Annotated in this window: 13 protein-coding genes; 10 read left to right on the top strand and 3 right to left on the bottom strand. The window is 67.6% G+C overall.

The features are described from left to right. Window positions 1-22 precede the first annotated feature (22 nt). The 4 genes from ehuD (at window position 23) to IEW85_RS12630 (ending at window position 4,099) form a co-directional block, all read left to right on the top strand. Complete coding sequence (gene ehuD / locus IEW85_RS12645; RefSeq protein ID WP_188686374.1) at window positions 23-700, top strand: ectoine/hydroxyectoine ABC transporter permease subunit EhuD; 678 nt, start codon at window positions 23-25, stop codon at window positions 698-700. Beyond that, on the top strand, window positions 684-1,499 hold the full coding sequence (gene ehuA / locus IEW85_RS12640) for an ectoine/hydroxyectoine ABC transporter ATP-binding protein EhuA (protein WP_188686327.1): 816 nt from the start codon (window positions 684-686) through the stop codon (window positions 1,497-1,499). Before ehuD ends, ehuA begins: the two co-directional genes overlap by 17 nt. Before the next feature lie 144 nt (window positions 1,500-1,643). After that, window positions 1,644-2,927 carry an aspartate kinase gene (locus IEW85_RS12635; RefSeq protein ID WP_188686324.1) on the top strand — a complete coding sequence of 428 codons (1,284 nt, stop codon included), beginning with the start codon at window positions 1,644-1,646 and terminating at the stop codon, window positions 2,925-2,927. Between the two features lie 203 nt (window positions 2,928-3,130). Further along, window positions 3,131-4,099, top strand: a complete 969-nt coding sequence (locus IEW85_RS12630; protein ID WP_188686320.1) for a 3-methyladenine DNA glycosylase — start codon at window positions 3,131-3,133, stop codon at window positions 4,097-4,099. Between the two features lie 60 nt (window positions 4,100-4,159). Here the strand turns inward: IEW85_RS12630 and IEW85_RS12625 are convergent, their stop codons facing one another. After that, window positions 4,160-4,798, bottom strand: a complete 639-nt coding sequence (locus IEW85_RS12625) for a TetR/AcrR family transcriptional regulator (protein WP_188686318.1) — start codon at window positions 4,796-4,798, stop codon at window positions 4,160-4,162. A gap of 111 nt (window positions 4,799-4,909) precedes the next feature. Here IEW85_RS12625 and IEW85_RS12620 point away from each other — a divergent pair, with 111 nt between their 5' ends. Next, window positions 4,910-5,932, top strand: a complete 1,023-nt coding sequence (locus IEW85_RS12620) for an NADP-dependent oxidoreductase (RefSeq protein WP_188686315.1) — start codon at window positions 4,910-4,912, stop codon at window positions 5,930-5,932. Between the two features lie 122 nt (window positions 5,933-6,054). On the opposite strand, the gene IEW85_RS12615 is transcribed toward IEW85_RS12620, so the two are convergent. Beyond that, complete coding sequence (locus tag IEW85_RS12615; protein ID WP_188686312.1) at window positions 6,055-6,696, bottom strand: NADPH-dependent F420 reductase; 642 nt, start codon at window positions 6,694-6,696, stop codon at window positions 6,055-6,057. Between the two features lie 124 nt (window positions 6,697-6,820). After that, a complete protein-coding gene (locus IEW85_RS12610) occupies window positions 6,821-7,453 on the bottom strand; it encodes a LysE family translocator (RefSeq protein WP_188686309.1) in 633 nt (210 codons plus the stop codon). A 189-nt stretch (window positions 7,454-7,642) separates the two neighbouring features. On the opposite strand from IEW85_RS12610, the gene purS reads away from it, so the two are divergent. The 5 genes from purS (at window position 7,643) to IEW85_RS12585 (ending at window position 13,944) form a co-directional block, all read left to right on the top strand. Next, on the top strand, window positions 7,643-7,897 hold the full coding sequence (gene purS / locus IEW85_RS12605) for a phosphoribosylformylglycinamidine synthase subunit PurS (protein WP_188686306.1): 255 nt from the start codon (window positions 7,643-7,645) through the stop codon (window positions 7,895-7,897). A gap of 1 nt (window position 7,898) precedes the next feature. Further along, window positions 7,899-8,675: a phosphoribosylformylglycinamidine synthase subunit PurQ gene (gene purQ / locus IEW85_RS12600; protein WP_188686304.1), complete on the top strand. Its 777-nt coding sequence runs from the start codon at window positions 7,899-7,901 to the stop codon at window positions 8,673-8,675. Then, window positions 8,672-11,041 (top strand): phosphoribosylformylglycinamidine synthase subunit PurL, encoded by a 2,370-nt coding sequence (gene purL, locus IEW85_RS12595; protein WP_188686301.1) that lies wholly within the window; start codon window positions 8,672-8,674, stop codon window positions 11,039-11,041. The genes purQ and purL overlap by 4 nt, the downstream gene beginning before the upstream one ends. A gap of 156 nt (window positions 11,042-11,197) precedes the next feature. Further along, a complete protein-coding gene (locus tag IEW85_RS12590; RefSeq protein WP_229659020.1) occupies window positions 11,198-11,785 on the top strand; it encodes a MarR family winged helix-turn-helix transcriptional regulator in 588 nt (195 codons plus the stop codon). Beyond that, window positions 11,782-13,944, top strand: a complete 2,163-nt coding sequence (locus IEW85_RS12585; protein WP_188686298.1) for an MMPL family transporter — start codon at window positions 11,782-11,784, stop codon at window positions 13,942-13,944. Before IEW85_RS12590 ends, IEW85_RS12585 begins: the two co-directional genes overlap by 4 nt. The last annotated feature ends 2 nt before the right edge of the window (window positions 13,945-13,946 follow it).

Here is a 13,946-nt window from a genome sequence, read left to right as displayed (position 1 = left end):
TGTGGAAGTCGATGACCCCACGATGGTCGACGAGGAGGAGATCGAGGGCAGCCCGTTCTGGGACTGGGAGTTCGCCTTCGAAGCCTTCCCTCAGATGTTCATGGCCTTCCTGGAGGTCACCATCCTGGTCACTGTGGTGGGCACGCTGATCGCCGCAGTGCTCGGGCTGGTCATCGCCATCCTGATCATGGTGCTGCCCAAGCCCCTGGCCTGGATCGTCCGCTGGGCGGCCAATTTCATCCGCATGACGCCCATCGTGGTCCAACTGATCTTCATGTTCTGGGCATTCCTCTGGCTGGACGCCCTGACCATCGGGATCATCGTCTTCGGCGTCCACTACGCCACCTATATGTCCGAGGTGTACCGCGCCGGCATCGAGTCGGTCCCCAAGGGGCAGTGGGAGGCGACCACCGCGCTGTCCATGCCCGCCGCCCGCACCTGGCGGAAAGTGGTCATCCCGCAGGCGCTGCGCTCCACCATCCCCTCGCTGGGAAACTATGCGATCTCGATGTTCAAGGACACTCCGTTCCTGCTGGTGATCGGCGTGGCCGAGATGGTCACCGTGGCCGGGCAGATCGGTGCGCCCACCTTCCGCTACACCGAGGTCTACACCATCGCCGGGCTCCTGTTCCTGGCCGCCAGCTACCCCACCGCAGTCCTGGTCAACCGATTGGAGAAGCGACTTGCCTACGCCCACTGAGAGCCACTCCCCCGCACCCGCGGAGGCCGGGACCCCGGTCATCGAGTTCACCGATGTGGAGAAGCGCTTCGGCGACAACGTGGTGCTCAAAGACCTGAACTTCTCCGTGGCCCGCGGCGAGCGGGTCACCCTCATCGGGCCCTCCGGCTCGGGCAAGACCACCATCCTGCGCCTGGTGATGACCCTGGAGGAGCTCACCGGCGGCTATATCCACATCGACGGCGAGCCGCTGACCCACGAACAGCGCGGCGGCAAGCGGGTCCCGGTCTCCAAGAAGCAGCAGAAGAAGCTGCGCACCCGGATCGGCATGGTCTTCCAGCAGTTCAACCTGTTCCCCAACATGACGGTGCTGGAGAACATCATCGAGGCCCCGGTCCACGTGCTGGGCCAGTCCAAGCAGGAAGCCGTGCAGAAAGCCAAGTCCCTGCTGGAGCAGGTGGGGCTTCCGGATAAGGCCGACGCCCACCCCACCAGCCTCTCCGGCGGTCAGCAGCAGCGCGTGGCCATCGCCCGAGCCCTGGCCATGGACCCGGAGATCCTGCTGCTGGACGAGGTCACCTCAGCCCTGGACCCGGAAGTGGTGGGCGATGTCCTCAACATCCTGCGAGAGGTCGCCGACACCACCAACGTGACCATGCTGATCGTCACCCATGAGATGGGATTCGCCCGGGATGTGTCGCATAAGGTCATGATGTTCGACGGCGGCCGGGTGGTGGAGGAGGGCCATCCGGAGACGATCTTCACCGCCCCGGAGCACGAGCGGACCCAGAAGTTCCTGGGGGCGGTGCTGGGACACTGAGGCTTCACAGAGCCGCGCGCCTGCGCCATTATCAAAAGCTGAGACGGTTTTCATCCTGGCCTGCGCCATATGTCACGACCGCCCTACACTGGTCGGGTTCATAGTTCGAAACCGACTCAAGAAGACCACTCACCGGGAGTGAGAATGAGCCTGATCGTCCAGAAGTACGGCGGTTCCTCCGTGCAGGATGCCGAGAGCATCAAGCGCGTGGCCAAGCGGATCGTCGAGACCAAGAAGGCGGGCAACCAGGTCGTCGTGGTCGTCTCCGCAATGGGAGACACCACTGATGACCTCCTCGACCTCGCCGACGAGATCACTGAGGCGCCGCCCGAGCGCGAGATGGACATCCTGTTGTCCTCCGGCGAGCGCATGTCCATGGCCCTGCTGGCCATGGCGATCCACCAGCTGGGTGAGTCCGCCCAGTCCTTCACCGGCTCCCAGGCCGGCATGATCACCGACGCCATCCACGGCAAGGCCCGCATCATCGAGGTCAGCCCGGACCGCGTCCAGGAGTCCCTCGACGCCGGCAACGTCGGCATCGTCGCAGGCTTCCAGGGCATGTCCCGGGAGTCCAAGGACATCACCACCATGGGCCGCGGCGGCTCCGACACCACTGCGGTGGCCCTGGCCGCGGCGCTGAACGCCGACGTCTGCGAGATCTACTCGGATGTGGACGGCGTCTTCACCGCTGACCCGCGCGTGGTCAAGAATGCGCGGAAGATCGACGTGATCTCCAGCGAGGACATGCTCGAGATGGCCGCGGCCGGAACCAAGGTGCTGCACCTGCGCTCGGTGGAGTACGCACGCCGCTTCGGCGTGAAGCTGCACGTGCGCTCCTCGTTCAGCGATCTCGAAGGAACCTGGGTCATCCCAGGCAATAACGACCCTGTGACCCTTCAGGAGGGGGAACCCTTGGAACAGCCCATCATCTCCGGCGTCTCACATGACGACTCTGAGGCCAAGCTGACCATCAGCGGCGTGCCGGATGTCCCCGGCAAGGCCGCAGAGATCTTCAACCTGATCGCTGAGGTCGGGGTGAACATCGACATGATCGTTCAGAACGTCTCCGATGAGACCAAGACGACCAACATCTCCTTCACCCTGCCTGGTGCAGACGGCAAGAAGGCCACCGACATCCTGACCACCCACCAGGAGAGCATCGGCTTCGAGAAGCTCGACTTCGTGCCGCAGGTGGCCAAGGTGTCCCTGGTGGGCGGCGGCATGCGCACCGCCCCGGGCGTCTCCGCACGGTTCTTCACCGCTCTGCGTGAGGCCGACATCAACATCGACCTGATCTCCACCTCCGAGATCCGGGTCTCCGTGATCACCGACGTCGAGGACATGGACAAGGCTGTGAAGGCCATCCACACCGCCTTCGGCTTCGACTCCGAGGAGGAGGCCAAGGTCTACGCCGGCACCGGCCGCTGAGACCTGCCTGAAGCAACGACAGAGGCGGCAGGTCCCTTCTTGGAGAAGGGGCCTGCCGCCTCTGCTTTCAGGTGCGAGATATCGCCATTCTAGCGGATCCACAGCTTGAGTTCAGCAATCTGTCAGGCACCGTGCCGCAGCTGGATGCCGGCCCGACGCCGATATCGGCTCAGCGGAGCCGGCCCCGGTACCCTGGTGGGGCTATGTCTGTCCTCTCCCCCGCCGGCGTCGTGATCTCCGCACAGGAGCACCGTGAGCGTGCCGCCGCGCATCACCAGAAGGTGCGCGGCTATGCCGATGCTTTTCTGGCCCGTCGCAATGCCGGGCAGAAGCATCCGGTCGAAGACTTCCTCTTCACCTATTACTCCTATAAGCCGGGGCAGCTCTCCCGCTGGCATCCCGGCGCGGGCCACATCCTGGAGGGCGCCGGCACTGGCGAACAGGCCGACTGGAAGTTCTACACCACGACGCCGGACGGGACCTCCGCGGCCGGAGCCGCTGTGGATGTGACTCGGTTCCGCCGCGAGCGGGACTCCATCGTCGGATTCACCCGCCGCCTGCTGAGCAGCACGGCGGCCCGGCCCGCACAGCTGGGCTGCTTCGGCCTGCATGAGTGGGCCATGGTCCACCGCTCCTGCGAGCACGGCCAGCGCCATGATCAGGTGCCCCTGCGGCTGGGCGCTTCAGGAACCGATGAGGTGGTGGAGTCGCTGAACATCCGCTGCACCCATTTCGACGCTTTCCGCTTCTACACGCCGTCGGCGCGGCCGCTGAATGCGCTGCAGCCCACCCGCGAGACCCAGGTGGACCTGGAGCAGCCGGGCTGCCTGCACGCGAATATGGACCTCTACAAATGGGCCTATAAGCTCATCCCCGCGGTGAGCAGCGATCTGCTGATGGACTGCTTCGATCTGGCCTGGCGCATCCGCGAACTGGATATGCGCGCCTCCCCCTATGACCTGCAGGACTGGGGCTATGCGCCGGTGCGGATCGAGGAGCCGGCCGGCCGAGCCGAGTACGCGCGGGCACAGAAGGGCTTCTCCGATGAGGCCCAGGTGCTGCGCAGCCGGATCCTGGCCGTACTCGACGAGGTCGATGAGCTGGCGGATGCTGAGGGTGCTCAGGGTGCTGAGGACGCAGCATCAGGGCGGATCGCCCCGCAGTCTTCCTGAGATCAGGCGATGTCGGGCCATCCTCAGGAACAGGGCGGGGTGTTCCGAGGCGGAGCGGCTCTAGACCATCGCTCGAGCGGCGTCGACGCAGCGCAGCGCCGCGGAGTTGTCCACGCGGGTCAGCACGAAGGCCGAGGTCACCAGTGAGGCACAGGCCTCAGCATCACGTTCCAGGATGTCATCATCCGGTTCGCCGTGGGCGCCGGAGTCGGCAGCTCCGGCCTCGGCAGACCGTGCGCGCGCAGGTCCTGCCTGCGCAGCTCGTGCGGCGGCCAAGCCGCGGCGCATCGCCGTGCGCAGCTCCTCGCGGTAGGCCATCACGCGCTCAGCGACTGCCTGCTGCCGCCCGATCGGCCCCGACGCCGCATTCAGCAGCAGGCACCCGTGCCGCCCCGGCGCGGAGCCGGCGTCGGCCAGTGCCCCGCGCAGACCCTCCAGATAGTCGACCAGCGCCTGGGGAGCCACCGTTTCCTGCTGCAGCGGCCGCAGCCGCGGACGGAGGATCTCATCGAGGTAGCTCTCCACGCAGGCGTCGAAGAGCCCGCGCTTGCTGCCGAACGCCTGATAGATGCTGGAGCGCCCCAGCCCGGTGGCGCGCTCCAACGCCGGCACCGAGGTCTGTTCGTAGCCGTGCTCCCAGAACACCGACCGGGCGGCGACGACGGCGTCGTCGGTCACAAACTCCCGCGTGCGTGGCATAACCCCTCCGTCCTCGCCCCCTTGTGTGAGCTCTGCACCAGAATATACTGGAACGGTCATTCCAAAAAGACTCCCCGGGACCATGACCCGGATTCAGAAAGGCGGACACCGATGTCGTCCACAGCCTCCAGCACCAGCACCCAGATCCAGCTGGCCAGCCGTCCCGTCGGCTGGCCCACGCCGGAGAACTTCCGCACCGTCACCGTCGAACTGCCGGACCTGGCCGAGGGCGAGGTCCGAGTCGCCAACGAGTTCATCTCCGTCGACCCGTATATGCGCGGACGGATGAACGACGTCAAGAGCTACATCCCGCCCTTCGCCCTGGACGAGACGATGACCGGCGGCGCCGTCGGCCGGGTCATCGCCTCCCGCGCCGAGGACCTTCCGGTCGGCACGGCAGTGCTGCACCAGTTGGGCTGGCGCGACATCGCCCAGGCCGAGGCGAGCGCCTTCCGCCAGGTCACAGAGATCCACGGTGCCCCGCTCTCGCTGCACCTGGGCATCCTGGGCATGACGGGCCTGACCGCCTACGTCGGCCTCACCCGCATCGCCGGGCTGCGCAGCGGCGAGACTGTGTTCATCTCCGGGGCCGCCGGGGCTGTGGGCTCGGCCGCCGGACAGATTGCCCGCCTGCTGGGCGCTGAACGCGTCATCGGCTCGGCCGGCTCAGCGGAGAAGGTTGAGCTGCTGACCTCGAAGTACGGCTTCGACGCCGCGCTCAACTACAAGGACGCCCCGGTCCGCGAGCAGCTGCCGGAGCTCGCTCTCGACGGCGTCGACGTCTTCTTCGACAACGTCGGCGGCGACCACCTCGAGGCGGCGCTCGATGTGATGAACACCGGCGGCCGACTGGCGCTGTGCGGAGCCATCGCCAGCTACAACGCCGAGGAGCCGACCCCCGGCCCGGACAACCTCAGTGCGCTGATCACCCGCAGCCTGCGCATGGAGGGCTTCACCCTCGGCGGACACTTCGACCTCGCCGACGAGTACGCCCAGCGCATGACCGAGTGGTTCGCCGCCGGGGAGATCGCCTACGACGAGACGGTGGTCGGCGGGATCGACCACGCCGTCGATGCTTTCCTAGGCATGATGCAGGGACAGAACACCGGCAAGATGGTCGTGCGCACCGCCTGATCTGGCAGAGCCAGCGGTCCACGTCGAGACAACGGATCGCCCCGGGCTTTTCCTGAGATCAGGCGATTTCACGCCGTTCTCGGGAGAAGCCCTGGGCGATCTGGCCCAGCCGAAGCCGAACCTCAGACCTCGGCGAGCACCTTCTGGCAGGTGTCCAGCAGCGCGCGCACCTGCTCGGCGGTGTGGCGGCCGTTGAAGATCTCTGTGCCGTTCTCGAAGGTCTTCCCGGCGCTCAGCGGCCCGGCGTCGACGGCGTCGTAGCCCAGTGAGTCCACGAACGCCGAGACCACGGCCTTGGCCTGTGCGTCATCGCCTGCCACCGCCAGGGCCCGCCGGTTCGGCGCACCGGCCGGGTGGGAGTCGACCTCGATGTCCCCGTAGCCGATATGGTTCAGCGTCTTGACCGCACGGACGTCGCCGAGGAACTCCGCGATGACCTCGGAGGTGGAGCGGCCGCCCTCGAACTCCTCCATGACGCCGTCCACCGGCGCCCAGTAGTTCATGGTGTCGATGACCACGTGGCCCTGCAGCACGGAGGCGTCGATGCTGCGGTACTTATGCAGCGGAACCGCCACCACGATCAGGTCGCTGCCGCGCAGCTGATCCCGGTCCACGGCGGTAGCACCCGGGACGATCACCTCGGTGAGCAGCTTGATCTCCGACGCCGGCTTGCCCGTGGCGATCCTCACCGTGTGGCCGGCGCGCACAGCTTGGCGCGCCACGGCGGTCCCGACGCGGCCTGCACCTAGGATTCCGATCTTCATAGCTGGTCCTCATCTCCCTCACGGCAGGCGGCACTATTTCTAATTTGAAAGAACGTCGTAGGCGGGGACCCTGTTCCCTACTGTGGGAAGCACCACACGCGCAGGCTTCGCCCGGGCTCCGATCTCAGGCTGCTTCGCGCACGGCATCAGCCGCTACTCGCACCCCAAGCCCGCCGAGGATCATCCCGGTCACCGCATCAAGGCTGCGACGCACCGTCCGGCGATCGAGCCACGTCCTGACACGTCCCATCAGAACCACCACCAGCAGCAGCAGCGCGGTGCCGATCACCGGAAGAGTCATGGCCAACACCAGCAGTACGCCGATTCCGGTCTCAGCGGACACGAACTGCGGCAGCAGCGCCAGGTAGAAGAGCAGAATCTGCGGGTTGGTGGCGTTGGTGAGAAACCCCTGGACAAAACCCCGGCGCGCAACGACGCCGGCCTCCTGAGCGCCACGGCCATACTCTCCCCGCACCGCCGCGCGCACCGACTGGAAAGCCAGCCACAACAGGTAGGCCGCGCCCACCCACCGAATGACCTGCAACAGCCCCTGAGACTGCGCGATCAGAAGCCCCAGCCCGACGGCAACCAGCACAGCCTGCAACGCAGAGGCGGCGAACACCCCCGCTGCCGCAGCCAGTCCGCCGCGACGACCGCCGGTCACCACGTTCTTCAGCACCACCGCAGTGTCAGCCCCGGGTGTCACCGCGATGACCAGCACGACCGCCAGAAAGCTTGCATACAGGCCCCACTCCATCTGCTGAGTCTCCCACAGGGAGGCTGACGCGGGAACTCTCCCTGCCGTGGATTCCCACCAGCCTGAGAGCCGGTAGACTGACTCCGCAAGCTCGCGGAGCGCCGGCCGCCGTCGTCGTGGTCAGCGTGAGACGGCACCTCCATCAGCATCCGCGGGCGCTCACCCTCATCCAGCTGACACAGGAGAAACATGCCGCGCATCATCGTCGAGGTCATGCCCAAGCCAGAGATCCTCGACCCGCAGGGCAAGGCCATCGTCAACGCTCTCCCCCACCTCGGCTTCGAGGAGTTCTCGGCAGTCCGCCAGGGCAAGCGCTTCGACCTCACCGTGGACGGCGAGGTCACTGAGGAGATTCTCGAGCAGGCTCGCAAGGCCGCCGCCGAGATGCTCTCCAACCCCGTCATCGAGGATGTCGTCGACGTCCGCGTGGAGGACCAGCGCTGAGATGACCGAGACCCCCCTGATCGGCGACTTCCGCGCCGAAGCCGACGCTCCCCTGGACGGCGCCCGGATCGGCGTCGTCACCTTCCCCGGCACTCTGGATGACCGCGACGCCGCCCGTGCGGTCCGCCTCGGCGGCGGCACCCCGGTCTCGTTGTGGCATGCCGACGCCTCCCTGCACGGCGTGGACGCCGTGGTGCTGCCCGGCGGCTTCTCCTACGGCGACTACCTGCGCGCCGGTGCGATCTCCCGCTTCGCCCCAGTCATGGAGACCCTCATCAAGGAGGCCGGCGCCGCCGCCTCCTCCGGGCCCCTGCCGGTGCTGGGCATCTGCAACGGCTTCCAGGTCCTCACCGAGGCACACCTGCTGCCCGGCTCGATGATCAAGAACGACCACCTGAAGTTCGTCTGCAAGGACCAGGCGCTGCGCGTGGAGAACAACTCCACCGCCTGGACCTCCCAGTTCACCGACGACGAGATCATCTCGGTGCCGCTGAAGAACCAGGACGGCCAGTACGTGGCCGATGAGGAGACCCTCAAGGCCCTGGAGGCCGAGGGACGTGTGGTGTTCCGCTACCTGGGCGGCAACCCCAACGGCTCCCGCAACGACATCGCCGGCGTGACCAATGAGGCCGGCAACGTGGTGGGCCTCATGCCTCACCCCGAGCACGCTGTGGAGGCCGGCTACGGCCCGGACGACTCCACCGGCATGCGCAGCGGCACCGACGGACTGACCCTGTTCACCTCCGTCATCTCTTCCCTGGCAGGAGGCTCGAAGTGAGCGAAGACTTCACCCCCGGCGTCAGCGCCGAATTCAACATCGACACCGTGGAGAACGCCTCCACCACCCCGGACACCGAGCTCCCCTGGGCGGAGCTGGGCCTGAAGTCTGATGAGTATGACCGGATCGTCCAGATCCTGGGACGGCGCCCGACGGCGGCCGAGCTGGCCATGTACTCGGTCATGTGGTCCGAGCACTGCAGCTATAAGTCCTCCAAGGTCCATCTGCGCCAGTTCGGCGAGAAGGTCACCGAGGAGATGAAGAAGGACCTGATGGTCGGCATCGGCGAGAACGCCGGTGTGACCGACCTCGGCGACGGCTGGGCGGTCACCTTCAAGATCGAGTCCCATAACCATCCCAGCTATGTGGAGCCCTACCAGGGCGCAGCCACCGGCATCGGCGGCATCGTGCGCGACATCATCTCCATGGGCGCCCGCCCGGTGGGCGTGATGGATCCGCTGCGCTTCGGCGCCATCGACCACCCGGACACTCAGCGTGTCCTGCCCGGTGTGGTCTCCGGCATCGGCGGCTACGGCAACTCCCTGGGCCTGCCGAATGTGGGCGGCGAGGTCGTCTTCGACGAGGTCTACCAGCAGAACCCGCTGGTCAACGCCCTGGCTGTGGGTGTGATGCGCCATGAGGACATCCGCCTGGCCAACGCCTCCGGCGTGGGCAACAAGGTGGTGCTCTTCGGGGCGCGCACCGGCGGCGACGGCATCGGCGGCGCCTCCGTGCTGGCCTCCGAGTCCTTCGACAGCAGCAAGCCCTCCAAACGTCCGGCCGTCCAGGTGGGCGACCCCTTCTCCGAGAAGGTGCTCATCGAGTGCTGCCTGGAGCTCTTCGGCGACGAGCTGGTCGAGGGCATCCAGGACCTGGGTGCGGCAGGCATCTCCTGTGCGACCTCCGAGCTGGCCTCCAACGGCGAGGGCGGCATGCACGTGGAGCTGACCGATGTGCTGCTGCGCGACCCCACTCTGACCCCGGGCGAGATTCTGATGTCCGAGTCCCAGGAGCGCATGATGGCCGTGGTGACTCCGGAGAACCAGGAGCGCTTCGAACAGGTCATGGCCAAGTGGGGCGTGGAGTACTCCTGGCTGGGCGAGGTCACCGACACCGGCCGGCTGATCATCGAATGGGACGGCGAGACCATCGTGGACGTGGATCCGCGCACTGTGGCCCACGACGGCCCGGTCTACGAGCGCCCCTACCGGCGCCCCTCTTGGCAGGACGATCTGCAGGCCGACTCCTTCCGCGCCTCCGAGGCCGGCAAGGACCTGCCCGCCACCGCTGAAGAGCTGGGCAACGCCGTCGTGGACCTGATGACCAGCCCGAACATGGCTGACGTCTCCTGGATCACCGACCAGTACGATCGGTTCGTCGGCGGCAACACCGCCCTGTCCCAGCCGGATGACTCCGGCGTCATCCGTGTGGATGAGGAGACCGGTCTCGGCGTCGCGCTGGCCACCGACTGCAACGCCCGCTACGCCTACCTGGACCCCTACACCGGGGCTCAGCTGGCGCTGGCCGAGGCCTACCGCAACGTCTCCACCACCGGTGCCGTCCCTGTGGCGGTCTCCGACTGCCTGAACTTCGGTTCCCCGGAGGACCCGGAGATCATGTGGCAGTTCGCCGAGGCCGTGCGCGGCCTGGCCGACGGCTGCCAGGAGCTGGGCATCCCGGTCACCGGCGGCAACGTCTCCCTGTACAACCAGACCGCTGGCCGGGCCATCCACCCGACCCCGGTGGTCGGTGTGATGGGCACGTTCGACGACGTCGGACGCCGCACCCCCTCCGGCTACGAGCGCTGGGCCGACGGTCAGGCGATCTACCTGCTGGGCACCACCGGCGATGAGCTGGACGGCTCCGAGTTCGCCCGCGGCCGCGGCCACCTGGGCGGCACTCCCCCGCAGGTGGACCTGGCCACGGAGAAGACTCTGGGCGAGATCCTGATCAACGCCTCCCGCGACGGCATGATCGACGCCGCCCACGACCTCTCCGAGGGTGGGCTGGCCGCCGGTCTGGCCGAGATGAGCCTGCGATTCGGCGTGGGTGCCCGGGTGGCGCTGGACGGCGTCTGCGAGCGCGACGGCGTCGACGCCTTCTCCGCACTGTTCAGCGAGTCCCAGTCCCGTGCGATCGTGGCGCTGCCGCGCTCGGAGGAGATCCGGTTCACCGATATGACCAGCGCGCGCGGCTTCGCGGCCATCCGCGTCGGTGTGGTGGACGTCCAGTCCGGTGAGCTGGAGGTGGCCGGCCCGTTCGAGGGCGGGAGCTTCACCCTGCCGCTGGATGAGCTCAAGGAGGCCTGGAGCTCGGTGATCCCGAGCCGCTTCGGCACCTCCGCCTCCGTGGCGGAGCAGCAGTGATCTGCCGCTGAGCATCTTCAGACGAGCCTGAGGCCCGGCCCCCCCCGCTGTGGGGCCGGGCCTCAGGCGTTCCCGGGGCAGTGGACTTGAGCCTCACGCCGCGTGTGAACTCCCAGGAAATTAGTTAAATAAGCTAGCTACCTATATGATCGCAGCATGCTCGATCCTGCTGCGCCAGACAGTCCTGCCCTGCGCACGCTCCAAGCCATCCAGCTGCTCACCGATGCCTTGGACCGCATGCACAGCGACCTCACCCGCCGGATGGAGATGCACACCTCGGACCTGCGAGCGCTGCGCATGCTCGCCATCCGCGAGCAGCAGGGCACTGCGGTCACCCCGCATGCCATCGCCGAGCATCTGGGGATCACCACTGCCGCCGCCACCTCGCTGATCGACCGGCTGGTCCGTGACAGGTTCGTGCAGCGCGCCCGTCACCCCGAGGACGGCCGCTCGCGGATCATCACCCTCACCCCCAAGGCCCGCCAGCACTTCTTCGCCCACTTCAGCCGGCACCTGAGCGTCATGCAGGAGCTCATCGGGGCCACCGACACCACAGAGCTGAACTCCATCGCCGGCTTCCTCGAGGCGCTCTCCGAGCGCATCGCTGATCCCGACTCCGGCCGCTCAGCCACACCAGACCCCGACGCCGGCCAAGCCGCCTCGGCACACTCCAGCTCCCACCCCGGATCCCGCCCCGAGCCCTCCACCCAACCCCGCATCAGCAAGGACTCCCCCAGCTCATGAACGCCCCCTCTCCCCTGCAGACCCCGTCCACCGGACACCACCCGGATCCGACCCCGCCGCGGAAGGAACAGCGGAAGAAGACCTCCCGGCTCCGGGTCCTCCTCCCCTCCGTGCTGGCCATCCTCTGGCTGGCTTGGACCTCCTGGGGCGGGCAGACCTTCGGGAACCTCTCCGAGGTCACCACCAGCGACCAGGCCGCGTTCCTGCCCGTGGACGCCGAGTCCACCCAGGCCATGGAGCTGCAGGAGCGCTTCGCCGACGACGACGCCGTCCCGGCCACTGTGGTCGCAGCCCCGGCCGAAGGCGGGGAGCTCCCTGCCGAGGCCATAGCAGAAGCCGGCGAACTGGCCGAGGAGATCTCTGAGCTGTCCGGCGTCGTGCAGGTGATCCCGCCCCAGCCCGACGAGGACGGAAGCGCCCTTCAGATGCTGATCCTGCTGGAGGAGGCGGCCACTGAGGACGGCACGCTGGATGAGCTGCGCAGCCTGGTGGGAGAGAGCCTGGACCAGGACAGCTGGGAGGCCTATGTGACCGGCCCGGCCGCACTCTCCGGCGACTTCGTCGAGGCCTTCGCCGGCATCGACGGAGTCCTGCTCCTGGTGGCCATCGCCGCGGTCTTCCTGATCCTGATCGCGGTCTACCGCTCCGTGCTGCTGCCGGTGCTGGTGCTGCTCTCCTCCATCGGCGCCCTGTGCGCGGCCATCACCGTCATCTGGGGCATGGCCCAGCAGGGCTGGATCACGCTGGACGACCAGACCCAAGGCATCCTCTCCATCCTGGTCATCGGCGCGGCCACCGACTACTCGCTGCTGCTGGTGGCCCGCTACCGCGAAGAGCTGGCCCACGCCGAGAACCGCCACGCCGCACTCTGGGCGGCCGTGCGCCGCTCCACACCGCCGATCCTCGCCTCCGGCGGAACAGTGGCCGTGGCCATGCTCTGCCTGCTCTTCTCGGACCTGAACTCCAACCAGGCCCTGGGCCCGGTGGCCAGCACCGGCATCGTCTTCGCCATGCTGGCCACGCTGACCTTCCTCCCGGCCCTGCTGGCGCTGATCGGCCGACCCGCCTTCTGGCCCAAGGTCCCGCACGTCCAGACCGACACCTCCGCCTCCCAGTTCCGGCTCTGGCGCGGTGTGGCAGCAGCGGTGCGACGCCGGCCGCGCGCCGTCTGGCTGGTGGTCACCCTCCTGCTGCTGGCCTGCGCCGCCGGCGTCACCCAGCTGAAGGCCCACGGCGTCCCGCAGACCGAGATGGTCCTGGCCGAGACCGAGACCCAGGCCGGCCAGGCCCTGCTGGAGGAACACTTCGACGCCGGCACCGGCGCACCCAGCAGCGTCTTCGTCTCCGCCGAGGACGCCTCCGAGGCCCTGGAGACCGTCACCGGCACCGAGGGTGTGGCCACGGCCCATCTCTTGGATGAGGACTCCGCCCCGGCCACAGACCCGAGCGCGGCCCACCAGGTGGACGGCTGGGTGCAGATCTCCGCCACTCTGGACCACGCCGGGGACTCCCTGGAGGCCGAGGACACCGTCCGGGACCTCCGGGCGGAGCTGGACTCCCTGCCGGGCGAGGCCCTGGTGGGCGGGACCACCGCCACCCAGGTGGACACCAATGACACCGCCCAGCGGGACCTGACGGTGATCATCCCGATGGTGCTGATCGCCATCACTGCCATCCTGATCCTGCTGCTGCGTTCCGTGGTGGCGCCGCTGATCCTGGTGGCCACCACGGTGCTGTCCTATCTGGCCGCACTGGGCGTCTCCGCGCTGGTCTTCAACCACCTCTTCGAGTTCCCCGGCGCCGACCCCTCGGTCCCGCTCTACGGATTCATGTTCCTGGTGGCTCTGGGCGTGGACTACAACATCTTCCTGATGACCCGTGCCCGGGAGGAGTCGCCTCAGCACGGGGCGGCCGAAGGCACGCTGCGTTCCCTGGTGGTCACCGGCGGGGTGATCACCTCAGCCGGCGTCGTGCTGGCGGCCACCTTCGCCGCACTGGCGGTGCTGCCGATCATGTTCATGGTCCAACTGGCCTTCCTGGTGGCCGTCGGGATCCTGATCGACACCTTTGTGGTGCGCACGCTGCAGGTGCCCGCGCTCTGCGTGGAGCTGGGCCGGCGCATCTGGTGGCCCTCCCGCAGGACTGAGCCCATGTCTTAGAG

Origin of the sequence: Nesterenkonia cremea (genome assembly GCF_014642675.1) — a bacterium.
Classification (GTDB): Bacteria; Actinomycetota; Actinomycetes; order Actinomycetales; family Micrococcaceae; genus Nesterenkonia; species Nesterenkonia cremea.
This window is presented reverse-complemented; position numbering and strand designations above follow the sequence as displayed.